Source organism: Microbacterium enclense (assembly GCF_004022425.1).
In the GTDB taxonomy this organism is placed as follows: domain Bacteria; phylum Actinomycetota; class Actinomycetes; order Actinomycetales; family Microbacteriaceae; genus Microbacterium; species Microbacterium enclense_A.
The window spans coordinates 1-25222 of record NZ_RBZY01000047.1 but is presented as its reverse complement, the minus strand read 5'-3'; the positions used below and the strand labels follow the sequence as shown (position 1 = coordinate 25222).

25 protein-coding genes are annotated in these 25222 nt (G+C 70.2%); 14 read left to right on the top strand and 11 right to left on the bottom strand.

Features of this window, described 5'->3' with window-relative positions; all coding sequences use genetic code 11:
• Positions 1–152: 152 nt before the first annotated feature.
• Positions 153–764, top strand: coding sequence for a zinc-binding alcohol dehydrogenase (locus D8Y23_RS12615; RefSeq protein WP_128218476.1), 612 nt, complete (start codon positions 153–155; stop codon positions 762–764).
• Positions 765–773: 9 nt separating this feature from the next.
• Here the strand turns inward: D8Y23_RS12615 and D8Y23_RS12610 are convergent, their stop codons facing one another.
• Both D8Y23_RS12610 and D8Y23_RS12605 read right to left on the bottom strand, forming a co-directional pair.
• A complete protein-coding gene (locus tag D8Y23_RS12610; RefSeq protein ID WP_128218475.1) occupies positions 774–1109 on the bottom strand; it encodes a potassium transporter Trk in 336 nt (111 codons plus the stop codon).
• A 79-nt stretch (positions 1110–1188) separates the two neighbouring features.
• Entirely contained in the window at positions 1189–1545 is a 357-nt protein-coding gene (locus D8Y23_RS12605; RefSeq protein ID WP_128218474.1) for a sterol carrier family protein, read from the bottom strand.
• 151 nt (positions 1546–1696) lie between these two features.
• On the opposite strand from D8Y23_RS12605, the gene purD reads away from it, so the two are divergent.
• Positions 1697–2968 (top strand): phosphoribosylamine--glycine ligase, encoded by a 1272-nt coding sequence (purD, locus tag D8Y23_RS12600; protein ID WP_128218473.1) that lies wholly within the window; start codon positions 1697–1699, stop codon positions 2966–2968.
• Positions 2969–3062: 94 nt separating this feature from the next.
• Complete coding sequence (locus tag D8Y23_RS12595) at positions 3063–3284, top strand: hypothetical protein (protein ID WP_128218472.1); 222 nt, start codon at positions 3063–3065, stop codon at positions 3282–3284.
• Positions 3285–3393: 109 nt separating this feature from the next.
• Here the strand turns inward: D8Y23_RS12595 and D8Y23_RS12590 are convergent, their stop codons facing one another.
• From D8Y23_RS12590 to D8Y23_RS12580, 3 genes are all read right to left on the bottom strand, one after another.
• Positions 3394–4929 (bottom strand): DHA2 family efflux MFS transporter permease subunit, encoded by a 1536-nt coding sequence (locus D8Y23_RS12590; RefSeq protein WP_128218471.1) that lies wholly within the window; start codon positions 4927–4929, stop codon positions 3394–3396.
• Complete coding sequence (locus tag D8Y23_RS12585; protein WP_128218470.1) at positions 4926–5546, bottom strand: PadR family transcriptional regulator; 621 nt, start codon at positions 5544–5546, stop codon at positions 4926–4928. Before D8Y23_RS12585 ends, D8Y23_RS12590 begins: the two co-directional genes overlap by 4 nt.
• An 88-nt stretch (positions 5547–5634) precedes the next feature.
• On the bottom strand, positions 5635–7365 hold the full coding sequence (locus tag D8Y23_RS12580; protein WP_128218469.1) for a BCCT family transporter: 1731 nt from the start codon (positions 7363–7365) through the stop codon (positions 5635–5637).
• 119 nt (positions 7366–7484) lie between these two features.
• On the opposite strand from D8Y23_RS12580, the gene D8Y23_RS12575 reads away from it, so the two are divergent.
• From D8Y23_RS12575 to nhaA, 4 genes are all read left to right on the top strand, one after another.
• Positions 7485–8414 carry a phosphoribosylaminoimidazolesuccinocarboxamide synthase gene (locus tag D8Y23_RS12575; protein WP_240663893.1) on the top strand — a complete coding sequence of 310 codons (930 nt, stop codon included), beginning with the start codon at positions 7485–7487 and terminating at the stop codon, positions 8412–8414.
• Positions 8415–8551: 137 nt separating this feature from the next.
• A complete protein-coding gene (locus tag D8Y23_RS12570) occupies positions 8552–9889 on the top strand; it encodes a uracil-xanthine permease family protein (RefSeq protein WP_128218467.1) in 1338 nt (445 codons plus the stop codon).
• Between the two features lie 237 nt (positions 9890–10126).
• Positions 10127–10324 carry a hypothetical protein gene (locus tag D8Y23_RS12565; protein WP_205797150.1) on the top strand — a complete coding sequence of 66 codons (198 nt, stop codon included), beginning with the start codon at positions 10127–10129 and terminating at the stop codon, positions 10322–10324.
• Between the two features lie 92 nt (positions 10325–10416).
• Positions 10417–11748, top strand: coding sequence for a Na+/H+ antiporter NhaA (nhaA, locus tag D8Y23_RS12560; protein WP_128218478.1), 1332 nt, complete (start codon positions 10417–10419; stop codon positions 11746–11748).
• A 12-nt stretch (positions 11749–11760) separates the two neighbouring features.
• Here the strand turns inward: nhaA and D8Y23_RS12555 are convergent, their stop codons facing one another.
• The 6 genes from D8Y23_RS12555 to D8Y23_RS12530 form a co-directional block, all read right to left on the bottom strand.
• On the bottom strand, positions 11761–12348 hold the full coding sequence (locus tag D8Y23_RS12555; RefSeq protein WP_128218466.1) for a hypothetical protein: 588 nt from the start codon (positions 12346–12348) through the stop codon (positions 11761–11763).
• A gap of 104 nt (positions 12349–12452) precedes the next feature.
• On the bottom strand, positions 12453–13466 hold the full coding sequence (locus D8Y23_RS12550; RefSeq protein WP_205797146.1) for a LacI family DNA-binding transcriptional regulator: 1014 nt from the start codon (positions 13464–13466) through the stop codon (positions 12453–12455).
• A 140-nt stretch (positions 13467–13606) separates the two neighbouring features.
• Positions 13607–15085, bottom strand: a complete 1479-nt coding sequence (locus tag D8Y23_RS12545) for a GH1 family beta-glucosidase (RefSeq protein ID WP_128218465.1) — start codon at positions 15083–15085, stop codon at positions 13607–13609.
• Between the two features lie 29 nt (positions 15086–15114).
• Positions 15115–16017, bottom strand: coding sequence for a carbohydrate ABC transporter permease (locus D8Y23_RS12540; protein WP_128218464.1), 903 nt, complete (start codon positions 16015–16017; stop codon positions 15115–15117).
• Complete coding sequence (locus tag D8Y23_RS12535; protein WP_128218463.1) at positions 16014–17072, bottom strand: carbohydrate ABC transporter permease; 1059 nt, start codon at positions 17070–17072, stop codon at positions 16014–16016. Before D8Y23_RS12535 ends, D8Y23_RS12540 begins: the two co-directional genes overlap by 4 nt.
• A 150-nt stretch (positions 17073–17222) precedes the next feature.
• Positions 17223–18494: an ABC transporter substrate-binding protein gene (locus tag D8Y23_RS12530; protein WP_128218462.1), complete on the bottom strand. Its 1272-nt coding sequence runs from the start codon at positions 18492–18494 to the stop codon at positions 17223–17225.
• Between the two features lie 250 nt (positions 18495–18744).
• On the opposite strand from D8Y23_RS12530, the gene purS reads away from it, so the two are divergent.
• The 7 genes from purS (at position 18745) to D8Y23_RS12495 (ending at position 25213) form a co-directional block, all read left to right on the top strand.
• Positions 18745–18993 carry a phosphoribosylformylglycinamidine synthase subunit PurS gene (purS, locus tag D8Y23_RS12525; protein WP_128218461.1) on the top strand — a complete coding sequence of 83 codons (249 nt, stop codon included), beginning with the start codon at positions 18745–18747 and terminating at the stop codon, positions 18991–18993.
• On the top strand, positions 18990–19697 hold the full coding sequence (gene purQ, locus D8Y23_RS12520) for a phosphoribosylformylglycinamidine synthase subunit PurQ (RefSeq protein WP_128218460.1): 708 nt from the start codon (positions 18990–18992) through the stop codon (positions 19695–19697). The genes purS and purQ overlap by 4 nt, the downstream gene beginning before the upstream one ends.
• Before the next feature lie 241 nt (positions 19698–19938).
• On the top strand, positions 19939–21381 hold the full coding sequence (locus D8Y23_RS12515; RefSeq protein ID WP_128218459.1) for a helix-turn-helix domain-containing protein: 1443 nt from the start codon (positions 19939–19941) through the stop codon (positions 21379–21381).
• 25 nt (positions 21382–21406) lie between these two features.
• Complete coding sequence (locus tag D8Y23_RS12510; protein WP_164878231.1) at positions 21407–22135, top strand: GntR family transcriptional regulator; 729 nt, start codon at positions 21407–21409, stop codon at positions 22133–22135.
• Between the two features lie 63 nt (positions 22136–22198).
• Positions 22199–22687 (top strand): ureidoglycolate lyase, encoded by a 489-nt coding sequence (locus D8Y23_RS12505; protein ID WP_128218457.1) that lies wholly within the window; start codon positions 22199–22201, stop codon positions 22685–22687.
• A gap of 2 nt (positions 22688–22689) precedes the next feature.
• Positions 22690–24135, top strand: coding sequence for an FAD-dependent oxidoreductase (locus D8Y23_RS12500; protein ID WP_128218456.1), 1446 nt, complete (start codon positions 22690–22692; stop codon positions 24133–24135).
• A gap of 154 nt (positions 24136–24289) precedes the next feature.
• Positions 24290–25213 (top strand): 2-hydroxyacid dehydrogenase, encoded by a 924-nt coding sequence (locus tag D8Y23_RS12495; RefSeq protein ID WP_240663892.1) that lies wholly within the window; start codon positions 24290–24292, stop codon positions 25211–25213.
• Positions 25214–25222 lie beyond the last annotated feature (9 nt).

Genomic DNA, 25222 nt, shown 5'->3' with positions numbered 1-25222 from the left:
GGGGGGGGGGGGGGGGGGGGGGGGGAGGTTCGGCGACGGGAGGACGGCCCCGGGCCCTGGCATCCTCCCCTCCACGAATCTCCTCCGTCCGACGACGCACGGCGAGCGCAAGGCCCGCCCTCGGGGGTCCGCTCCGTCCCTACAATGGCGCCATGACGGGCGGCCAGCCGGAGTGGGTGATCCGCGAAGACGCGGCGATCCCGGTGCTGGTCGCGCTCTACCTGCGGCAGGTCTGCGGCATCCGGGCGCCGGAGGAACTGCCGACGCTTCGCCGGGTTCCCGGCTACGACGGCGCCCCGCGTCCGGACGACGCCCAGGCACTGCTCGAGCGGGAATGGCGGGAGTTCTGGGCCATGAGCGTCGAGCCGCTCGCGCATCCGTCGCCCGTGCCGCTCGAACTCGTCGACGGCTTCGACGACCTGCTGGCGCTGCCGGTCGGCCGGGCCGAGGCGCTGCGCGAGGCGATCGCTCCGCACGGCGCTGCTGCTCTCGAGTTCGCCCGACACGCCCACGCCCGCTACGGCACCGAAGGAGCGTCGCGGCCCGGCGTCTCGTATCGCGCCTACGCCAGCGCGATCGCCGAACACGAGCGGCGCGTCGGCCGCCGGGCGCACTCGTTCGAGCTGAACGTCCAGGTGCTGCCGCTGGCTCAGCGCGGCGTGTGGTGGATCGGCTCGCTCACGGTCGCGGTGACCGACGGCCTGCGCAGCGACGTCGTCGCGTTCGACACGGCGATCCACCCGATCATCGCCGAGCTCGCCTGAGCGTCGGGGTCAGTGGCGGTAGCGCTCGTGGTCGACCGCCACGTCGCGGACCTTCCGCCCCACCACGCGCTCGAAGATCAGTGCCACGATCGCCCCGAGCGTCGCGCCGATCACAACGCAGATGAGTGCGGTGAAGCCGAAGACCTGCAGCTGCGAATAGACCACGTTCGTGTAGGGGCTGAGGTCGGCGCCGTCGATCGCGAAGGTGAGGATGAGGGCGGCCAGGATGCCGAGGACGGCCCCCGCGGCCAAGAACACGCCGTACTTCGGAGCGCGCCGCACGTGCAGCGTCACGATCTCCTCGTGGACGAGGGGCTTGCGTTCGGGGGCGGGCTGCTCAGCCATGCTCACATTGTCCCACCGCGGCGGAGCCGCCGGGTCGCGGATTCCGCGACGTCGAGATCACCCGCCGGTGGCGCACGAGTCAGGGGCGCAGCGGCAGCAGGGCGCTGAGGTCGGCGCGAACACCGGAGGCGACGATCCGGCCGGAGGCCGCGGCATCCGCCCAGTGCTCGGCTCCCGTGGCGACGGCGATCCAGGTCGCGGCGTCGGTCTCGACGACATTGGGCGGGGTGCCGCGAGTGTGCCGCGGGCCCTCGATCACCTGCACCGCACCGAACGGCGGCACCCGCATCTCGACCGAGTTCCCGGGCGCCTTCTCGACGAGCAGCTGCAGCAGATAGCGCACCGCGGTCGCCGTCGCCGTCCGGGGCGCGTCGCCCGCGGCCACGGCGGCGAGCGCAGCGCGGCCGTCTCCGGTGTCGATGCGGCGGGGAGGCATGGCATCCACGGTACTCGTCGGGTGCGACAGGGCGCCCGCCGTGATGCTCGAGCGTCCAAGACACGCGGATGCGGGGGCGAGTCGTCCGCGTGTCGTGGACACCGAGGGGCCGGGCGCAGGCCGTGTCCGACCCGCTCGCTAGGCTGGCGGCGTGAGAATCCTGGTCCTCGGTTCGGGCGCGCGCGAGCACGCCATCATCCTCGCCCTGCGCTCCGAGGAGGTCTCGCACGCGATCTTCGCCGCCCCGGGCAACGCCGGCATCGCCCGCGACGCCCACGTGGTCGAACTCGACGCGAACGATCCGGGCGCCGTCACGGAGTTCGCGAAGACCGAGGCGGTCGACCTCGTCGTCATCGGTCCCGAGGCTCCGCTCGTGGCCGGCGTCGCCGACGCGCTGCGCGAGCGCGGCATCCCGGTGTTCGGTCCGGGCAAGGCCGCGGCCCAGCTCGAGGGCTCGAAGACGTACGCGAAGCGGATCATGGATGCCGCGGGCGTGCCGACCGGGCGGGCGGTGCGCGCGCACGATCTCGCCGGGGTCGAGGCGGCGCTCGACGAACTCGGCGCCCCGCACGTCGTCAAGGCCGATGGTCTCGCGGCGGGCAAGGGCGTCATCGTCACGTCCGATCGCGCGGCCGCGCTCGCCCACGCCGAGACGTATCTGCCGACGGGCCCCGTCCTCATCGAGGAGTTCCTCGCCGGCCCCGAAGTCTCGCTGTTCTTCCTCAGCGACGGCGACCGGGTGCTCCCCCTCAGCCCCGCGCAGGACTTCAAGCGCCTGCGCGACGGCGACGAGGGCCCGAACACCGGCGGCATGGGCGCATATTCGCCGCTGCCGTGGCTGCTCGAGCGCTTCGGCGGCGAGGAGCAGTTCGTCGACCACATCACGCGTGAGATCGCCGAACCGGTGATCCGCCAGATGGATGCCGAGGGCACCCCGTTCATCGGACTCCTGTACGCCGGGTTGATCTTGACCGAGGCCGGCGTGAAGGTCATCGAGTTCAACGCGCGGTTCGGAGATCCCGAGACCCAGGTCGTGCTGCCGCGGCTGATCGACCCCCTCTCGACGCTTCTCATGGCCGCCGCCTCGGGCACGCTCGAGGATCAGCCGCGTCCCGCGTTCGCCGAGGCGACGGCCGTCTCGGTCGTGCTGGCGAGCGAGGGGTACCCCGAGGCACCGATCACGGGCCGCCCGCTCACCGGTCTCGACGACGCCGATGAGGTCGACGGGGTACACGTGGCGCACGCCGCGACGGCGCTCCGCGGCGACGAGTTGCTCGCCACCGGTGGGCGCGTGCTCAACGTCGTGGCCCTCGGCACGACGTTCCGCGAGGCCCGTTCCGCCGCCTACGAGGCGCTGGCCCGCATCGAGCTCGAGGGTGGCCAGTACCGCACCGATATCGCCGCCCGCGTCGTCGAGGACTGACTCCCGGCCGGCGGCGCGCAGCCGCCGCAACGACTGCGTCAGACGCGGGTGGACAGCATCCGTTCGATGTCATCCACCAACCGAGGGCGTGCGCGTGCGCGGCAAGGTGTTCGCGTTCGTCGCGCACGAGGGGGCGCTCGTCGTCAAGCTGCCGGAGCAGCGCATCGGCGAACTCACCGCCGACGGCATCGCCGCCCCGATGATCATGCGAGGTCGGCCGCTGCGGGAGTGGGCCGAGATCTCGCCGGACGCGGCCGAGACATGGGCCGCGCTGATCGACGAGGCGCACCGCTTCGTCGACGCGATCACGCCCTGAGGCTGTCGCCGCCACGAGGACGCCGAGACCGCATCGGCCTGACATCCCCGCTGCGGGCTGCAGGGGGGACGTCAGGCGCGTGCGGTCTCGGCGAACCGGCGAAGTGCCGTTACTCCCCCGCTGCCGCCGGTGCGGCCTGGGCGGCGGGAGCCGCGTCGCGCGGCGCGCCGTGGGGCCGGATCACGGACGGCCGCCGCATGAACAGCACGGCGATCAGGCCCACCAGGATCACCCCGATCGGCAGAATCAGCGCCTGGCCCATGGCGGTGGCGAAGCCCTCGACGATCTGCGGCGGCAGGGTTCCGGATCCGAAGCTCGCGGCGGCATCCCCCGCCCCGGGCAGGTTGGCCTCGAGACGCGCCTGCATGAAGGCGGCGATGGATGCCGAGCCGATCACCGATCCCACGGTGCGGGTGGTGTTGTAGATGCCCGCGCCGGCGCCGGCCTGACGCGGAGGCAGGTTGCGTGTCGCGGTGGTCGCCAGCGGACCCCACATCCCGGCGTTACCGACGCCCATGAGGGCGGACGGGATGAGGAACGCCCAGATCGGGGCATCGCCGAAGATGAGGGCGGCGTACATGACGAGCGCTCCCCCGACCAGCAGGAGCCCGGGCACCAGCAGGAAGCGCGGATCGGTGCGGTCGAGGAGCTTTCCCGCGAACGGGGCGAGCACACCCGAGAGGATCGCGAGCGGGATCAGCAGCAGCGCCGACTCGGTCGGGGTGAGGCCGCGCGCCAACTGCAGGTAGAACATCTGCGGCAGCGCCATGCTCGTGACGGTGAAGCCGACCGCGGCGATCGCGAGGTTGGCGATCGAGAAGTTGCGATCGCGGAACAGCTCGAGCGGCACGAGCGGCTCGCTCTTGGTACGGGCCTGCGTCCAGATGAACACCGCCATCACAACGATCCCGGCGACGACCATCGCCCAGATCCACGCGGCCCAATCGAAGTGCTCGCCCTCCTGCAGGCCGAAGACGATGAGGAACAGGCCCGCGGCGCTGAGCACGACCCCCAGCAGGTCGAACTTGTGCGTGGACGTCGGCAGCTGCGGCACCAGGACGACCGCGGCGATGAACCCGATGATCCCGACGGGGATGTTGATGAAGAAGATCCACTCCCACCCGAACCCGTCGACGAGCAGTCCCCCGGCGAGCGGACCGACGAGCGTGGCGACCCCCGCGGTCGCACCCCACAGGCCCATGGCCGCGCCGCGGCGCTGGGGCGGGAAGGTGCGGGTGATGACGGCCATCGTCTGCGGCGTCATCAGCGCGGCGCCGAGTCCCTGCACCGCGCGCGCGACGATGAGCATCTCGAGCGACGACGCGAGACCGCAGGCGAGGGAGGCGATCGTGAAGATCGCGAGGCCGACGAGGTACACGTTCTTGGGCCCGAACCTGTCGCCGAGGCGGCCCGTCACCAGCAGCGGCACGGCATACGTCAGAAGGTAGGCGCTGGTGACCCACACGACGTTGTCGAGGTTGTTCGTCGACGGGTCGAGCGCGGCCTTGATGGCGGGGTTGGCCACCGAGACGATCGTGGTGTCGACGAGGATCATGAAGAACCCGATGACCAGCGCCCACAGGGCGGGCCACGGGCTGCGTTCGGGCGGAGCGGATGCCACGGAGGCGGCGCGGGAGTCGGTCATTCGGGGGTCTCCTTCGAGACGTGGAGTCGTTCGTGATGGTGGGGAAGGCCGTCGACCCCCCAGGGGAGGGTGCCGGTGGCCAGGCCGTGACGCAGGGAGTCCTGCCAGGCGAGTTCGGCGTCGAGGAGGACGGCCTGCCGCTCGACCTCGATCATGAACTGGTGGGGAACCGCGCGGTCCCGCGCGCGGGAGAGCCCCTCGCGATGCAGCTCACGCGAGGCGAGGAGCAGCTCGCGCCGCTGGTCGAGGAGCGCGACGACGTCGTCGCGGTCGAGGTTGTGGGCCTCAGCGAGCGCGACGCGGAAGTCGCCGGGCCGATCGATCTGCGGGAGTTCCACGCGCACCCACGCGTCCACGGCGTCGCGTCCGGCGTCGAGCAGGCGGTACGTCGTGCGCTCGGGACGGTTGCCGTCGCGGTCGACACCGACCTCGGCGACCAGCCCTTCCCGCTCGAGCCGCGCGATCGTGTGGTAGATCGTGCCCTTCTGCAGCGGCACCAGACGGTCGTCGCGGCGGTCGCGTAGAAGGCGCAGCATCTCGTATGGATGCATGTCGCCCTCGCGCAGGGTCGCGAGAAGCATCACCGCGAGCGGGGTGAGACGCGCAGGTTCTGGCATCCGCCCTCCATGGTCCGTGTCGACTAGTCCACATGGACTATATCGCGCACGGACCGGAGGAGGTCGGTGGTGCGGTGAACGTTCGGTATCAGCCCGTCGGCGCGTCGACGTCGGCGTCGGGGGCGGGAGAGGGGGCGGGAGTCTGCCGTCGGCGCTTCCACCACACCGGGATTCCGAAGATGCCGCGCTGGTTCGCCTCTTCGACCTCGAGTCCGTAGTGCTCGCCGATCTGCTCGCGCAGTTGCGCACGCTCGGCCTTGTCGTACGCGGCGATCTCGCGCCGGAACGCCACGACGGTGGCCCAGCAGATCGCCAGCAGCACGATGCTGAACGGCAGCGCGATACTGATCGCCGCCGTCTGCAGCGCGGTCAGCCCACCCGCGATGAGGAGCGCCAGCGCGATCACCGACGTCGCCAGGGTGAAGAAGATCCGGGTCCATCGGGGCGGCGTCTCTTCACCGCCGGTGGCGATCATGCTCATCACGAGTGCACCCGAATCGGCCGAGGTGATGAAGAAGATGCCGATGAGGAGGAGGAACCCGATCACGAGGAAGACCGACCCGGGAACCGTCTCGAGCAGCTGGAACAGGGCGGTCGAGACATCCACCGTCCCGTCCTCGCCGACGAACGAGGCCGACCCCGTGAGCTCCGCGTAGATCGCCGAGCCGCCGAGCACCGTGAACCACAGGATGCCGACGAGCGTGGGCACCAGGATGACGCCGGTGACGAACTGGCGCACGGTGCGACCGCGCGAGATGCGCGCGATGAAGATGCCGACGAAGGGCGCCCACGAGATCCACCAGCCCCAGTAGAACGCCGTCCATGCGCCCTGCCACGCCACACCCGCGTCTCCCGCGTACGCACTCACGGTGAACGAGAGGCCGACGAAGTTCTGGATGTAGTTGCCGATCGACTGCACGACGTCGCGCAGCAGGAACTCGGTCGGACCGACGAACAGCAGGAAGAGCATCAGCAGGCCCGCGAGCACGAGGTTGATGTTCGACAGCCACTTCATGCCGCGCCCGACGCCGGACAGCACGGAGAACAGGACGAACCCGGTGATGATGCCGATCAGGATCGCCTGGCTCACGATCGAGGTCGGCACGACGTCGAGGAACTCGAGGCCGGCGCTGATCTGGATCACACCGAGGCCGAGCGACGTCGCGACGCCAAAGAGCGTGCCGACGAGGGCGGCGACATCGATCGCGTTGCCCCACCCGCCCCGGACGAGCCGCGCGCCGAGGATCGGTTCGAGCGCCCACCGGATCGTGCGCGGACGCTTGCGCCGATGGAAGGCATACGCGAGAGCGAGCCCGAGCACGACGTAGATCGACCAGGCGTGTACGCCCCAGTGCAGGAACGTCTGCGACATCGCCTGCTGGGCGAGCTGCGTCGGTGTGCCCTCGACGCCCGGGCGGGGCGACGCGAAGTGGCTGAGCGGCTCACTCACCCCGTAGAAGACCAGACCGATCCCCATGCCCGCGGCGAAGAGCAACGCGAACCACGACATCGTCGAGAACTCGGGTTCGTCGTCGTCTTGACCGAGCTTGATCCGACCGAAGCGGCTGAACCCCACGGCGAGCGCGAACACGACGAAGAACGCGGCGATCAGCACGTAGTACCAGTTGAAGGCCGAGACGATCGCGGTCTGCATCGTGCCGAACGCTGCTTCGGCGGCGCTGGGGAAGATCAGCGCGAAAGAGATGAAGGCCAACGCGATCGCCGCGGCCGGCCAGAACACCCAGCCGCGCAGAGTGCGGTGGGAGCTGCCGGCATGCGGATCGATGGATGCCTCGGTGTCGGGGTTCGCCTCGGTCATCCTGCAACGGTAGCGAGAGGCCCCGGGAACGCAGGGGGGCGGGCGTTCGCGGCTCGGATGTGACAAAATCAGTGCCCCCTCGGCCGGGGCCGGGCGTGGCGACCCGCGATAATGAGCGGGTGATCCCCGCTTCCCCCCTGGCCCTCGACGGCTGGCGACACGTCTACTCGGGCAAGGTCCGCGACCTCTACGTCCCCGGCGACACCGCCGACGGAGCCGCACCCGCGCACCTGCTGGTGGTCGCGAGTGATCGCGTCAGCGCGTTCGACCACGTCCTGAGTCCTGGCATCCCCGATAAGGGTGTGCTCCTGACGACGCTGAGCCTGTGGTGGTTCGACCGTCTCGCCGGTGCGGACGGGGGGCGTGGCATCCCGAATCATCTCGCTGCCGACCACGTGCTCGACGGCGACGACGCGGTCGAGCTGATCCCGGATGTCGTGCGCGGACGCGCCATGCTGGTCCGGTCGCTCGACATGCAGCCGATCGAGTGCGTCGTGCGCGGCTACCTCACCGGCACCGGCTGGGCCGAGTACCAGGCGACGCAGACGGTGTGCGGCATCCCGCTTCCCGAGGGCCTCGGCGACGGCGACCGACTGCCCGAGCCGCTCTACACCCCCGCATACAAGGCCCCGATGGGCGAGCACGACGAGAACATCACGTACGAGCGGTCGGTCGAGCTCGTCGGCGAAGAGACCGCTGCCGCGCTGCGCGACCTGTCGCTCGAGATCTACCGCCGGGCGTCGGCGATCGCCGAGAATCGCGGGCTCATCCTCGCCGACACGAAGTTCGAGTTCGGCTACGACGACGCGGGCGTTCTGACGCTGGCCGACGAGGTGCTGACGTCGGACTCGTCCCGTTACTGGGATGCCGAGGCCTGGCGCACCGGCTCCACCCCCGCCGAGCGCATGGCGAGCTTCGACAAGCAGATCGTGCGCGACTGGCTCGCCGCCCACTGGGACAAGCAGGGCGAGCCGCCCGCGCTCCCCGACGACATCGTGGCGCGCACCCGCGCCCGCTACGCCGAGCTGCTCGAGCGCCTGACGGCCTGAGGCCGGGCGGCGGCGCGATACGGCGTCGAAAACATACGTTCGGGCCCACCGCGCACGCCGCGGACGCACGGAACGTGTGCAGTCGACCCGAACGTGTGCGCTCGTCATCCATCCCCCACCCCACCGCGAGGAGACACATGTTCCAGTGGAAGCTGCACGGAAACGGCCGCACCGTCGAGCCCGGAGCGGTCGTCGCCCCGGGCGAACGACTCAACTGGGGCGCAACGGTCGCGATCGGGTTGCAGCACGTCATCGCGATGTTCGGCGCGACCTTCCTCGTGCCCGTGCTCACGGGCTTCCCGGTGTCGACGACGCTGCTGTTCTCGGGCGTGGGGACGCTGCTGTTCCTGCTCGTCACCCGCAACCGCCTCCCCAGCTACCTCGGCTCGTCGTTCGCGTTCATCGCCCCGATCACCGCCGCCACGGCGACCGCGGGCACGGGGTCGGCGCTCGCCGGCATCGTGGCGGTCGGCGTCCTGCTCACCGCGATCGGTTTCGTGGTGCAGTTCGCCGGTCTCGGCTGGGTCGACAAGGTCATGCCGCCGGTCGTGGCCGGTGCCATCGTCGCCCTCATCGGCTTCAACCTGGCGCCCGTCGCGTGGCAGAACTTCCAGCTGCAGCCGCTGCCCGGCACGATCACGCTGGTCGCGGTGATCCTGTTCAGCGTGCTGTTCCGCGGATTCCTCGGGCGCATCTCGATCTTCCTCGGCGTCATCGTCGGCTACGTCGCGACGGTGCTGATCCAGGCGGCGACCGGAGAGGCACTCATCGACTTCGCCGCCGTCGAGGCCGCGCCGTGGGTCGGTCTGCCGACCTTCGAGATCGCCGACTTCACCGAGCCCGCGACGTGGTCGGTCATCGCGATGTTCCTGCCGGTGGTGCTGGTGCTCGTGGCCGAGAATGTCGGGCACGTGCGGGGTGTGGCGGCGATGACGGATGCCACGGCCAACCGCTCCACCGGACGTGCGCTCATCGCCGACGGCGTGGCGACCACGCTCGCGGGGACGTTCGGCGGCTCGGGCACGACGACGTACGGCGAGAACATCGGCGTGATGGCGGCGACGCGCGTGTACTCCACCGCGGTGTACTGGGTCGCCGGCCTGACCGCGATCCTGCTGAGCCTGTCACCGAAGGTCGGGGCGGTGTTCAACACGATTCCCCCGGGTGTCCTCGGCGGGGTCACCACCGCGCTCTACGGCCTCATCGGGATCATCGGCATCAAGATCTGGGTCGACAACCGCGTCGACTTCTCCCGTCCGGTCAACCAGTACACGGGTGCCGTCGCGCTGGTGCTCGCGATCGCCGGGTTCACGATGCAGTGGGGCGACTTCCAGCTCGGCGCGATCGTGCTCGGCTCGGTCGCAGCGCTCGTGATCTACCACCTCGGCAATGCGATCGCCCGCGCCCGCAAGACGGGTGCCGACGACGGCGGGCCGATCCCCGCCGTAGGCCCGCTGGGCGGCGACCCGTCCTGACGCGCGGGGCGGTCGGCGGCGCGGCCCGTGCGCCGAGCGCACACGATCGGGTCGAGCGCACACGGTACAGGCGTCCCGAACGTGCGCGCTCGACCGGTTCGTGCGCTCTCGGGGCGCGCGCAGCACACGCGGAGCGCGGCCGCAACCGGGTGAGCGGGTGCGGCGCGTCCCGGTAGCGTCGGCCGCCCCGGCGGGGTGCCCGTGCGTCCCGCCACCGATCACGAGAAGGGCACGCCCATGGCATCCGGAATCGATCCCTCGCAAGCCTCCGCCGACGAAAACGCCTACGAAGGCGCCGATGTCGAGGTCTCCCCGTCGGACGGCGAGACCAAGCCCGGCGGCCTCGGCACGGACGGCACCATCCCCGACGCCCCGGACGGTGTCGCGGCCGGCCACTCCGACACCTCCTCGAACTTCAACCCCGAGGAAGACTGACGCCGCCGCACCGCGCCCACCCCCGGTAAACTGACCGAGGTGTGTCGGGAAGTCTGGTCGACGAACGCGTCGACGACCCCGAAATGGATGCCATGAACAACACCGACGTCCGCGCCCCCCGCTGGCCCGGATACGCCGAGGTGCACCGCGTCACCACGGTGCTCCGTCGTGAGTCGGTCGGCGGAATGCTGCTCGTGGTGGCCGCGATCGCAGCGATCATCTGGGCCAACTCCCCTGCCGCCGACGCGTACTTCGCTCTACGCGACCTGCGGTTCGGGTTCGAGCCGTGGCACCTCGAGCTGAGCGTCGGGGCCTGGGCGGCCGACGGGCTGCTGGCGATCTTCTTCTTCATGGTCGGCCTCGAGCTCAAGCGCGAGATCGTCGTGGGGAGCCTCCGCCGCTTCAGCACCGCGATCGTGCCGATCACCGCCGCCGCGGCCGGCGTGGCCATGCCCGCGCTGATCTACGTGCTCGTCGTGTCGTCGCAGCCGAGCCTCCTGGCCGGATGGGCCATCCCCGCGGCCACCGACATCGCGTTCGCCGTGGCCGTGCTCGCCCTCGTCGGTTCGCACCTGCCGGGCCCGCTGCGCATCTTCCTGCTGACGCTCGCGGTGGTCGACGACCTCATCGCGATCGCGATCATCGCACTGTTCTACACGAGCGACATCTCGCTCGTGCCGCTCGGGATCTTCGCGGTCCTCGTCGCGATCTACGGCGTGATCGCCCACCGCGGCCGCGCGTGGTTCGCGCGCACGCCCTGGGCGGCGTGGGTCGTGCTGCTCCCGATCGGTTTCGCGGCCTGGGCGTTCCTGCACGCGTCGGGCGTGCACGCGACCATCGCGGGCGTCGCCCTCGCGTTCACGATCCCGGTGGCCCCGTCGAAGCGGCAGCCCGAGATCCGCGGCATGGACCTCGCCGAACAGTTCGAGCACCGCTTCCGCCCGCTCTCTGCCGGCATCGCCGTGCCGATCTTCGCGTTCTTCGCCGCGGGCGTCGCGGTCGGCGGCGGCGAAGGCCTCGCGCGCGCCATGACGGACCCCGTCACGATCGGCGTCGTCGCGGGACTCGTGGTCGGCAAGCCTCTCGGCATCCTGCTCGGGGTTCGCCTCCTCACGCTCGTGACGAAGGTGCGCCTCGACCCCGCGCTCAAGTGGATCGATCTCGCCGGCGTGGGCCTTCTCGCGGGTATCGGCTTCACCGTGTCGCTGCTGATCGCCGAGCTGAGCTTCCCCGCCGGGTCGGAGCACACCGACGACGCGAAGATCGCGATCATGGTCGCGTCGCTGGTGGCATCCCTGCTCGCGGCGAGCGTGCTGCTCGTCCGCAACCGTCGCTACAAGCAGCTCGCGGCGGAGGAGGAGGTGGATGCCGACGGCGACGACGTCCCGGACGTCTACCAGCAGCCACTCCCCCGCGACCGCTGAGCGCGGGGTGGGTCAGCCGTAGATCTGCGCGGCGATGTCGGACAACCAGGCCCGCGCGTCGACGTTGACCGTCTCGAGGTAGATCCAGACGTCGTCGCACGCGACGATCACGTCTTCGCTGTCGGCCGCGTCGCCGGGACGCGAGCAGTACTGCGCACCGAAGTCCTGCGCCGGTTGACACTGGTACCCCTCGGATGCCAGCCCGTCGAGGCCGGTGGTGACCTCGGCGTCGCTCGCGGTGCTGATGATGAGCAGCACGGCGGCCGCTTCCTCCTGGATCCAGTTGCACGACAGCTTCGTGGCGGCGTTCGGCGGCGCGGGCCGGACGAACCCGTCGGCGTGCTGGGCGGTGAGGTCGCCGACCGTCTCGTCTCGACTGCTGGCGATGCCGAGGTCGTCACAGGATGCCGGAATGTTCGCGGCCACGCTCGCCCCGGCATCCGATTCCGAGGGGGTCGGGGTGGAGCTGGGCATCTCCACGGTGATCGACGGAGTGGAACTCGCCGACTCGACCGGTGCCGCCTCCTCCGGAACGCAGCCCGTCAGGCCCGCGACCGCGATGACGGCGACCACAGCGGCGACGCTTCTCCATCGACGCATCGTCGATCCTCTCGACCTCGCGGCGCAGGCTCGGGTTCCCGCACGCTCGATAGCGCTCAGGCTAGCGTCTGTCCGCCGTGCCCGCCGGGCGCCCGCCCGACGGGTCAGGCGGAGCCGCGCTCGATGATCTCGGTCGGAAGGATCGCCGTGTTCGCCGTGGCGCGCCCCGCGAGGACGTCGAGCAGCATCGTCGCCATCTGGCGCCCCTGGTCGTGCGAGGGCTGCCGCACGGTCGTGAGCGAGGGCACGAGCGAGGTCGCGACCGCGGAGTCGTCGAAGCCGATCACGGCGACGTCGCGGCCCGGCTCGTGTCCGTACTCGCGCAGCGCGGTGTAGGCACCACGAGCCATGAGGTCGCTCGCCGCGAACACCGCGGCGGGCAGAACTCCGGATGCCAGGATCCTCCGCATCGCGTCGGCGCCCCCGGCCTCGGTGAAGTCGCCGTTCTCGACGGCCACGGGCTCCAGCCCTTCCTCGGCCAGCACGTCACGGAAGCCCTGCAGCCGATCGATGCCCGCGGGCATGTCGGCGGGGCCGGCGATGGTCGCGAGGCGACGGTGACCGCGGTCGAGCAGGTAGCGGGTGGCATCCCGTCCGCCCTGCGCATTGTCGACGTCGACGTAGTGGTCGCCGGGGCGCACGCGTGCGGGCCGTCCGCCGAAGACGACGGGGACGGTGTCGGCCAGGCGGTCCACGAACGTGTCGCTGGTGTGGTGCGAGGCCACGATGGCACCGTCGACGCTGCCGCCGCGCAGATACCCGAGTGCTTTGGCGCTGGCGTCGTCGGTGGCGATGAGCATGTTCATCACGTAGTCGGACTCGCCGATGACCTGCGAGATACCGGCGACGATCGAGCCGAAGAACGGGTCGCCGAAGAACCGGTCGGTGTCCTCGGGGATGACGAGCGCGATCGCGCGCGTCTGGCGGCTGGCGAGCGAGCGAGCGGCGCGGTTGGGGACGTACTGCAGCTCCTCGATGGCGCGACGCACGGCCTCGAGCGCGGAGGGCGAGACGGCGGTCGAGCCGTTGACGACGCGGGACACGGTCGAGCGCGAGACGCCGGCTCGAGCGGCCACCTCCTCGATGGTCGCGGTGCCGCGCACAGGGATCAGTGACATCGGTCTCCTCCCGGGCTCAGCGACCGCGCCGCTTCACACGCGGCGACGTTGCGAGCGTACTCCTCCGCGCCGGCCCGAAACCCGCTCGGCGCGAACGTACGGCGCGCGCCGAGCGGGTGAACGGTCGCGGGTGAAGGACCTCAGGCCACGGGGAGCGCTTCCGCCACGGCTGCCGCGGGGACTACCAGCGCCCGCTCCGCGATCACCCGGGCGTACGCCAGGCCGGAGTCCTTCACGGAACGCTCCTGCGTCGCGTAGTCGACGTGGACGATGCCGAACCGCTTCTCGTAGCCCCAGGCCCACTCGAAGTTGTCGAGCAGCGACCAGTAGAAGTAGCCGCGCACGTCGATACCCCTGTCGACGGCATCCAGGATGGCGGCGAGATGCGCCTCCACGAACTCCACGCGCTCGACGTCGTGGACGCGCGTCGCGCCGTCCTCGACCACCGGAACGTCGTCGTAGGCGGCGCCGTTCTCGGTGACGTAGAGCGCGACGCCGGCCGCCGCCGAGTATTCGTCGCTGACGCGACCGAGGAGCTGGGTGAGACCTTCGGGCTGTACCTCCCAGCCCATGGTCGTGCGCTCGAGACCTCGCTCGTGCCAGAACAGGTTCTCGTGCGCGGGGAACGGCGACGAGGTGGGGCGGACGGTCGGCGCGTCGCCGCCCGGGGGGTTCACCCGGGGCGCCGTGCCGCCGACGAACTCGCCGTGGTAGTAGTTCACGCCGAGCGTGTCGATGGGCGTCGAGATGACCTCGAGGTCGCCCGGGCGCACGGCATCCTGCCAACGCCGCACAGCCTCGGCATCCACGTTCCGGAAGTCCTGGATGATGTCGGCCGGGTAGCTGCCGCGGAACACCGGGTCGAGGAACCAGCGGTTGAACTGCCCGTCGATGCGGCGCGCGGCGTCGAGGTCGGCGGGGTTCGTCGGGTCGACGGCATCCGCCACCGTCAGGTTCAGCGTGAGCCCGAGGTTGAGCGACGCATCGCGGGCGCGCAGCTCGCGGACAGTCTGGCCGTGTCCGAGCAGCAGGTGGTGCGCGGCGAGCATGCCCTCGGCCTGCGAGTAGTGGCCGGGCGCGTGGGCGCCGGCGGTGTAGCTGAGGAACGACGAGCACCACGGTTCGTTCAGCGTCGTCCACACGTTCACGCGGTCGCCGAGGGCGTCGTGCATGTCGAGCGCGTACTCGGTGAAGAGGTCGCTCGTCTCGCGGACGGTCCACCCGCCCCGGTCCTGCAGGGCCTGGGGCAGGTCCCAGTGGTACAGGGTCAGCCACGGGAGGATGCCGGCATCCAGGAGCTCGTCGACGAGGCGCTTGTAGAAGTCGACGCCCTTCGCGTTCAGCGCGCCGCCGTCGGGACGCACCCGCGACCACGAGGTCGAGAAGCGGTAGGTCTGCAAGCCGAGGTTCTTCATGACCCGCACGTCGTCGGCGTACCGGTGGTAGTGGTCGCACGCGACGTCACCGTTGTCGGCGTTGATCACCGCGTCGGGGACCCGGCTGAACGCGTCCCAGATGGAGGCCGTTCGCCCGTCCTCGAACGCGGCTCCCTCGATCTGGTACGCGGCGGTCGCCGCGCCGAAGAGGAAGCCCTCGGGAAAGGCTCGGGTGTGGGACATGGATCGGGTTCCTTCCGTGGGCGCGAGTGTCATCCCTTGACCGCCCCTTGCATGATGCCACTGACCAGCTGCTTGCCCGCGAAGACGAACAGCAGCAGCAGCGGGATCGTCGACAGCAGCACGCCCGCGAGCACGATGGAGTAGTCGACGAAGTAGTTGGACTGCAGCAACGAGAGCGCCACCGGCAGCGTCGGGTTCTGGCGGTCGAGCACGATGAACGGCCAGAAGAAGTTGTTCCACGCGCTGACGAACGTGAACAGCGCGAGCATCGCCGCGGCGGGCCGCGCCGCCGGGACGCCCACCGTCAGGAACGTGCGGAACGAGCTGGCACCGTCGACGCGCGCGGCCTCGATGAGCTCGTCGGGCACCGCCTGGCGCAGGTACTGCGTCATCCAGAACACCCCGAACGCGCTGGTCAGCGCCGGAATGATGATCGCTCCGAGCTGGCCGGTCCACCCGAGCTCGCTGAACAGGATGTACAGCGGCACGACACCGAGCTGCGTCGGCACGGCCATCGTCGCCACGACGAAGACGAGCAGCCACGGACCGCCGCGGAACTTGAGCTTCGCGAACGCCCACCCCGCGAGGGTGGAGAAGAAGACGACGGATGCCGCGATCAAGCCGGAGCTGATGATCGAGTTGATCAGCGCGGGCCAGAAGTTGACCGCGGGGTCGCCGATCACCGAGGCGGCGTTGGCGAAGAAGTTGCCGCCGGGCAGCCACGAGCGGTTCGCGTCGCGGATGGTCGACGAGTCGCCCGACCCGATCAGGAGCGACCAGTAGAAGGGGAAGACGCTCGCCACGAGCACCGCGCCGAGGGCGGCGTAGACGAACCAGCCCGGGCGCGATCCGCGGATGGCCCGGCGGCGCCGCGGCTTCGCGGGCAGCTCCGGATCGATGACGGGCACGGGCACGGCGTTGACGGAACTCATCGGCCCGCCTCCTCTCGCGCGAGCTGCTTCTTGGCGGCACGCGCCTGGGCGCGCATCTCGCGACGGGACCGCGTATCGCGACGGCCCTCGTCGCGCACGAGCGAGCGCGTGATGAACAGATTGACCACACCGATGGCGAGGATGATGAGGAACAGGATCCACGCGAGCGCCGCCGCGCGGCCGAAGTTCCACTCGCCCCAGCCGACGTTGTAGAGCCACAGCGTGACCGTGAGCCACTGGTTGTCGGCGCCGCCCGTGCCGTACTGGTCGTACATGCGCGGCTCGTCGAAGATCTGCAGGCCGCCGATCGTCGACGTGATGATCACGAAGATCAGGGTCGGCCGGAGGCTGGGGAGCGTGATCGAGAGGAACTGCCGGAACTTGCCGGCACCGTCGACGGTGGCGGCCTCGTAGTACTCGCGCGGCACGGCTTGCATCGCGGCGAGGAGGATCAGGGTGTTGTACCCCGTCCAGCGGAAGTTGACCATCGTCGCGATCGCGATGTGGCTGGCGAAGGCGTCGGAGTGCCACGGGACGGCGGGGAGTCCGAGGTTCTGCAGCGTGGTGTTCACGACGCCGTACTGGTCGCCGAACATGTTGCTGAAGATGAGCGCCACGGCCACGGGTGCCATGACATAGGGGATGAGAACGCTCATGCGCCAGAACGTCTTGGCGCGGATGTTCTGGTCGAGCATCGCCGCGATGAAGATCGCGAGGATCAGCTGCGGGATGCTCGAGAGCAGGAAGATGCTGAAGGTGTTGCGCAGGGCGATCCAGAACTTCGGCTGGCTGAGCACCCACGCGTACTGGTCGAATCCGATGAACTCGCCCGAGTTGCGGACGAGGTCCCAGTCCATGAACGAGATCACCGCGGTGTACGCGATCGGGAAGAGCCCGGTGATCGCGAACAGGATGAAGAACGGCGAGATGTAGAGGTACGGCGAGAGCTTCAGGTCCCACGCGCTGCGGCGTTTGCTGAACCCCACCCGCCGGGGCTCGCGCGCGCGCGTCTCCGGCGCCGCGCCCCCCGTGGGTCGCTCGAGTGTGCTGGTCACGATCTGTGCTCCGTTTCAGACGCGTGAGGGGTCAGAATCTGTCGCCTGCGACGGAGCCAGGCGACAGTTCTTGACCCCTCACGCGAGAAGGGGACGGGCGACGGATGCCAGGGGCGCGAAGCCGCAGCCCCTGGCATCCGTTCGCTGGGGTCAGGACAGGGCGTCGACCTCGGTCGCCCACTGCTGCCAGGAGGTGGCGGCATCCTGCGTGCCGTCTTCGACACGCGTCAGCGCCTTCTGCATGGCGTCGTTGATCTGGAAGTAGAACGTGCCCTTGTACGGCGACACCTTCACGGCCTGCGCGCGCTCGGAGAGCATCTCGCCCACGGGCGCATCGTTGAAGTACGCATTGGTGCTGCTGAGCAGCCCGTCAGCCTCGAGCGCGCCCACCTGGCTCGGGAAGGTGCCGGCGTTCTCGAACGCCTTGACCTGCGTCTCGGGGTCGGTCAGCCAGTCGGCGAGCTCCTGCGCGGCCTCGACGTTCGCGCCGTTGGCGGGAACGGTCAGGTACGACCCGCCCCAGTTGCCGGCGCCGCCGGGGAAGACATTGGCGATGTCCCAGCCCGTGACCTCGGGGGCGTTGCCCTCGATGACACCGAGCATCCAGCCGGGGCAGAGCATGGTGGCGAAGGCACCGTTCGACAGGCCCGCGAACCAGTCGTCCGACCACTGGCCGAGGTGGGCCGACTGCGTGGCGCTGGCTTTGAGGACCTGGTCGTAGATCTTCTTGACCTCGGGGTTGGAAGTCGCGGTGATCTCGCCGCTCGACGGGTCTTCGTAGGCGGCCTCGACCTGGTTGATGGCGCCCTGGTAGGTGCCACCGGCGGAGTCGAAGAAGGCCTTGCCGGTGGCGGCGACGTACTGGTCGCCGACCTCGAAGTAGGTCGACCAGTCGCCCTGGAGGAGCGCGGCGACCTCGGCGCGGTCGGTGGGCAGACCCGCCGCGGCGAAGAGGTCGGAGCGGTAGCAGACGCCCTCGGGTCCGATGTCGGTGCCGTAGCCGACGAGGTTGCCCTCGGGGCTCGTGGCGGCCTCGACCTTGTAGTCGAGCCAGCGGCTCTTCAGGTCCTCCGGCACGGGGGCGAGGAGGTCGGCGTACTCCATGACCTCCGGCAGCCAGTCGACCTCGATCGCCTCGATGTCGGCGAGGCCGGTCTTGCCGAGCTTCTGGAAGTAGTTCTCGCGGGCCTCGTTGCTGGTCGCGGCCTTGTTGTGGACGATCTTCACGTTCGGGTGCGCGTCCATGTACTCCTGCAGGAGTGCATCGGTGTACCCGAAGTCGTTGAACGTCGCGATGGTGAGGGTGACCTCGCCGTCGCCCGAGGCGGTGCCCCCGCTGCCGGAGCATCCGGCGAGAACGAGGGCGGAGGTGGAGGCGACGGCCGCGACGACGGCGGCACGACGCAGGACACGTGATTTCACAGAACACTCCTTCGTGGTGGGTGACTCGGTGTGCTTCTGTGCGCGGCGCCCTCTCGACCTCTGAACCGTGGGAGCGCTCTCACCGATCGTGGACGAGGCTATGGGATCGCTCCCACGGTGTCAAGAGAGCGCTCCCATCTTCTGTCCCGGGGCGCAAGGGGTTGTGCGGAAGACGCAGAGCGGTGTCGATCGCCCGCAGACCTCGCCCCGTAGAATGGCATCCATTGCCCTTCCGACACCTGGAGCTGGAATGCCCACCATCGTCGTCGACGTCATGCCCAAGGCCGAGCTCCTCGACCCGCAGGGAAAGGCCGTCGCCGGCGCGCTCTCGCGACGGGGTGAGCACCGATTCTCCGACGTGCGGATCGGCAAGCGTTTCGAACTCACCGTCGATGGCGACGTCGACGAGGCCACCCTCGCCCGCGTCCGCGAACTCGCCGACGAAATGCTCTCGAACTCCGTCATCGAAGACGTAGTGAACATCGAGGTCGTCGAGTGACGGCGCGCATCGGGGTCATCACCTTCCCCGGTTCCCTCGACGACCGCGACGCGCAGCGCGCGATCCGCCTCGCGGGCGGCGAACCGGTCGCCCTGTGGCACGGCGAGCACGACCTGAAGGGCGTCGACGCCCTCGTCCTCCCCGGCGGATTCAGCTACGGCGACTACCTGCGCGCCGGTGCGATCGCCGCGTTCGCGCCGATCATGGCCGAGGTGAAGGATGCCGCGGCGAAGGGCATGCCGATCCTCGGCATCTGCAACGGCTTCCAGATGCTCGTCGAGGCGCACCTGCTGCCCGGCGGCCTGATCCGCAACGCTCACCAGCAGTTCATCCGTCGCGACCAGCGCCTGCGCGTCGAGAACGCCTCGACCGCGTGGACCAGCGCGTTCGACGAGGGCGACGAGATCGTCATCCCGTTGAAGAACGCCGACGGCGGATACATCGCGGATGCCGAGACCCTGGCCCGTGTGAACGGCGAGGGCCTGGTGACCTTCCGGTACCTGGGCGTCAACCCGAACGGCTCGCTCGACGACATCGCAGGGCTCACCAACCAGCGCGGCAACGTCGTCGGCTTGATGCCCCACCCCGAGCACGCCGTCGAGCCCGGCTTCGGGCCGGGAACGGCCGCCGCGATGCGCTCCGGCGTGGACGGCCTCGGGTTCTTCACCTCGGCGATCTCGGCTGTGGTCGCCGCCGCCGTGTAACACCCTCCTCCACAGCTCACGTCCCACCTTTTTCTGCGGCCGGATCGCAGGCGAAAGTGTGACATTTGACATATCCTCGGGGTGGAGCCGCTCCCCGGGGGGCCTGCGGCTCCAGCGGCCGCCCGCGAACCCGAATCCGCGTCCGACCGCCCGTCCTGGGTGCCTGTCTATCCACGACGCGACCGCGACGCGCGCGCACGCGCGCACCCGCCGGCGGTCGCGCTCGTGTCGCGGAGGTCACATGAGCGATTCCGAAGGTTCCACCGGTCCGAGCGCTGCGCTGCGCGCAGCAGCCGCGCACACGTCCCTGCGGTTGGAGCCCGGGCACGGCCAACCTCTGCCGCGGCATCTGTCGCTGCTGGCGGAGGCCGACCCTGGAGCGGCGCCACTGGTGTGGACCGATACTCGCGCCATGCTGCTGTCCGCGATGCTGGCTGCGCGTGCACGGAACGACGCGCTCGGCGACGGGCTCGGGTTCGTCTTGCGCTACTTCGACAACAACCGCCTCATCCGACCCGCGGCGCTCTCCGGTCCCGCGCGGTCCGGGCTGTTCGCCAGCGTGGCCGAGTATTGCGCGACGATCGGGTGGCCGCAGATCGGGGCACTGTACGCCTCGGAAGCACTCGTGTTCGCCGAGACACCGGCTCAGCGATATCGCGCCCTCAGCATGCAGGCTTTGAACCTGGCCTTCAACGCCGAATACCCGGCCGCTGCCGTCGCGGAGGCCGAGGCGCGAAGCCTGTTCGTCGCGGAGGGCTGGCAGATCGAGGACACATCACAGGGGCTTCTCCTGGGCGATGCCCTGATCGCCGTCAGCAACGTCGACGCCGCGCGAATGCGGTCGGTTTCCGATGAGATCGACACCGCTCAGCCGGACGATCCCTATTGGCACTTCAGCGCCGACATGATCCGGGTCGCCGCGGCATTCTTCGACCGCGACATCGCCCGGGGGATCGCCAAGAGCCGGGAACTCCTCTACGGGTCGGCTCGGTCACGCAGCTACCGGGTCATCCGCGAACTTCTGCTCGGACTGTACGCCGACATGCTCATCACGCACGGGGAATACGACGAGGCCCTCGCGGTCCTGTCCCACGCGGTGACACACCCCGGCCACGCGATCTGTTTCCCGATGCAGCGTGCGTCTGCGCTGCTGCAGATGGGGCGTGAGCGGGAAGTGATCGAGACCACGAACGCCTGCGTGGCACTGCACGACGAACACTGCCTCCGCACTCTGACGCCTTTGTTGACGCGTCGCGCCGTTGCGTTCCTGCGTCTGGGCAGTGAGAAGCGCGCGGTACAGAGCATGGAGTCGGCCATCCTTCTCATCCAGCGCACCGGCGGTTCGGCCACCCCGTTCCTGATGATTCCCCTGGGCGACACCGACCGCCTCCTGGAGCTCGTAGCGTCGGACAACCAGGAGCTGGCACCTCTGGTGGCGGCCATACGACAGATGCTCCCCGCGATTGCCGCCCGGTCGAGATCCGCCGGAGTCCTCGCGGCGCTCACCAGCACCGAGCGCGAGCTCGCCCATCTGCTCACGTCGAGCCTCGGGCTCCCCGAGATCGCGCGCACGCGCAACGTGTCGGTGAACACCGTGAAGTCCCAGGTCCGCTCGATCTACGCAAAGCTGGGGGTGTCGAGCCGAGAGGATGCCGTCGAGGTCCTCCGCGGCCCGCAGGAGTGACCGCCCGCGAAAGACCCAGGAGCCCATGGCCACGTCGGACCAGGATGCCGTGATCGACCGGATCCTCGCGCTGTGGAGCGGCGATCTCGAGACCCTCCCGTCCGAGCCGCGGCTCGCGGAGCTGACGGGGGCGAGCCGGGCGTCGGTGCGTGAGGCGCTGGTGCGGCTCGAGGAGCGCGGGTACGTGCACCGCACGCAGGGCACCCGCACCACGCCGAACCGGCGACTGCCCGATGTCGGGCGACGGATCGATGAGCAGTTCGACCACTCCCTGTCGATTCGCGCAGCCGGGTACGAGCCGCGACTGGAGGTCGTGGCATCCGGGGTCCGCGTGCTCCAGGCGGGTGACCCCGAACGCTTCGACGACCTCCCCGACGGTACGCGGGTCTTCCGCACCGTGAAGGTGTGGAGCGTCGACGGGGCACCGTATGCGCTGGCGGAGGACCTCGTCCCCCTCGCTCACCAGGTCGACCTCGATCCCCGGCGGCCGGTGTTCGAGCTCGCGGAGGAGGGCAATGGCATCCGGGTCGCGTGGGAGACCCTGTGGGTCGACGCGGTGAGTCTGGATGCCGAGCGGGCGGGGCTGCTCAGCGCTGCGGCCGGTGCCCCTGTGGTCGAGATGACGTACTGCGGCTACGGGACGGGCGACGACGTGGGGTATTGGTCGCGCGAAGTGCAGGTGTCGGCACCGTCCGGTCTGCGCAACGCGCTCATCCGGCGCGTCCGCCACGAGCGGGGCGTTTCCGGGTCGTAACGCGATCGTGAACATGTCAGACAAGTTGCACAAGAGCTTGTCGGGCACGCGTATCTTCGGGGCATGACCGAGCCGCTTCCCGCCCACCCGCTGACCGCCGAGACGGTCACCGCCGAAAACTTCGCGCCGTTCGGCGTCGTGCTGACACCCATGGCCGACGGCACCCCCTTCACGGCCGAAGAGGCCGTGCTCGACGTGTCCGGTGGCATCCCGCGCTTCTACTTGATGACGCTCGACGACAAGACGCCCGAGTTCGTCCGGGTGACACGACACCTCGAGACCACGCAGACGCTCATGGCCGTCGGCGACGTCGAGTGGACGATCGCCGTCGCACCGGCGGGCATCAGCGAGCCCACCCTCGACGACCTGCGGGCGTTCCGGATCCCGCCGCGCACCGCCATCACGATGCTCAAGGGCACGTGGCACGCGGGCCCGTTCTTCGTCGAGCCGAGCATGGACTTCGTCAACCTCGAGCTCGACGACACGAACGTGACCGACCACCACAACTTCCGGCTCGACGACGCCTACGGCGTGCGCGTCCTCGTCGAGTGAGCATGCTCAAGCGCCTGTCCGACGCGTCCGCGCGCCTGGCGGCCCTCGAGCGCGAGGCCGCGCACCAGGAGGCGCTCAGCGCCGGCGACGGTCGGGCGTGGGTCGGCGAACGCGACGGCGAACACCCGGTCGTGATCGTGGGCGGCGGACAGGCCGGGCTCGTGCTCGCCCGGGGTCTGCGCCGCCGCGGGATCGAGGACGTGGTCGTGCTCGATGCGGCCCCGGTCGACGCCACCGGGCCGTGGACCACCTATGCCCGCATGCACACGCTCCGAACCCCGAAGGACATCGCCTGGCCGACGTGGGGTGTCCCGGCGGTCAGCCCGCGCGCGTGGTTCGAGGCCGTGTACGGCGAGGCGGCGTGGGACTGGATCGCCTTCTTCCCGACCGTCGCGTGGCAGGGGTTCCTCCAGTGGTACCGCGCGGTCGCGGGCATCCACGTCGTCGGGTCGACGACGGTGGCGGCGATCACCCCGACGGATGCCGAGGGCCCCCTGCGCCTGGACCTGACCGGCCCCGACGGATCGTGGGTCCTGCTCGCTCGGCACGTCGTCCTCGCGACTGGCATCGAGGGAGCGGGAGGCCGGTACATCCCCGCGCTGCTCGACGGTCTTCCATCGGAAAGGGTGCACCACACCCACGACGCCATCGACTTCGCCGCCCTCGCCCGAAAGCGCATCGGCATCCTGGGCGCCGGCACGGGGGCGTTCGACAACGCCGCGACGGCGCTCGAGCATGGCGCCGCGTCCGTCCACGTGCACATGCGGCGCACCGCTATGCCGCAGGTCAGCCCCTACCGGTGGATGGAATTCTCGGGCCTCATCGAGAACTACGGCTCGTTCACCGACGCGCAGAAGTGGGCCTTCAACGTCCACCTGTCCGCCGTCGACCAGCCCGCGACGCAGAACGCGATCTGGCGCGCGCACTCCTTCGAGGGCTTCCGTTTCCTCACCGCGTCGCCATGGCGATCCGTCGAGTGGGACGGCAGCGAGATCGTGGTGACGACGCCGCACGGCATCCATCGATATGACGTCGTCATCGCCGCGACGGGGATCGTCGCGGATCTCTCGCGCCGCCCGGAGCTGTCGGCGGTGGCCTCGGATGCCAGCATCTGGAGCGACCGCCTGACCCCGGCGCAGGTGGCTGAGAACCCCGGGCTCGCCGCGTTCCCGTACCTCGACGACGACTTCGGCCTCGTCAGCCGGAGTGCAGCGGCGGGGTCGGCGCTGTCGCGCATCCACATGTTCAACCACGGCGCCCGGATCAGCCAGGGCATGCTGAGCCACCAGATTCCCGGGCTCGTGGGCGGCGCGACCAAGCTCGCCGCGGCCCTGTCGCGGCGGCTGTTCACGCGCGACGCGGACGCGCTGATGGCGGAGTACCTCGCCTATGACGTCCCGGTCGGCGTGCACGTCGGCCGGCGTCCGCCGGGGGCCGCCGCCGGCTGAAGCGACTGGCTCGCCGGTGTGCCGCAGGACACGACGCAGGAGATCTTCGATCGGCTCCGCGTATTCACACGGCGAGGACCGTCCCGAGGCAGCACGGTTCCTTCGTCGCGTCCGGGCGGCCGCGGCTACCGCACTCGCGGGTAGCGTGGGGCGAGTGACTTCCTCGCTGATCGTGTCCGTGCCCACCGACGAGCTCCGTGACGATCTTCAGCCACTCCCCGAGGGCGTGGAAGTGCTCGTCTGGGACATGACGGATGCCGCGCCCCGCCCGCACATCGACATCGTGGTGCCGCCGTACATGTCGATGGACGGGGTCATCGCGCGACTGTCCGAGGTGTCGACGCGGCTCGTGCAGGGCCAGTCGATCGGCTACGACAACGTCGAGGGGCGCCTCCCCGAGGGCATCGTGTTCGCGAATGCCACGAGCGTGCACGAAACGGCCACCGCCGAACTCGCCGTCACCCTGGCGCTCGCCGCGCAGCGCGCGCTGCCGCGGTTCGTGCGGGCGCAGGACCGCGCGCAGTGGAAGCCGAAGCAGACGCCGGGTCTCGCCGACGCCCGGGTCACCCTTCTCGGTTTCGGCGGCGTGGGTCGCGCGATCGCCGCGCGCCTGAAGCCGTTCGAGGTCGACCTTCGCGCGGTCGCCTCGCACGGTCGGCTGCAGGACGACGTCGAGGTCCTCCCCCTCGGCGAGCTGCACGACGTGCTCGCGGCGACCGACGTGCTGATCGTCTCGCTTCCCGGCGGCGACAAGACGCAGCACCTCGTCGACGACGCCGCGCTGTCGGCCCTGCCCGAGGGAGCGCTCGTCGTGAACGTCGGCCGTGGCCCCGTGATCGACACCGACGCCCTCGTCGACCACGTGCAGCGGGGGCGCATCCGCGCGGCGCTGGACGTCGCCGACCCCGAGCCACTGCCCACCGACCACCCGCTGTGGTCGCTGGAGGGCGTGCTGATCGCCCCGCACGTCGGCGGCGCCACCGCCGCGATGCGGCCCCGCATCGCGCGGCTCGTGCGCCGGCAGATCGATCACGTCCTCGCGGGCGAGGAGCCCGAGAACGTGGTGCTGCGCGGCTGATTCCCGCTC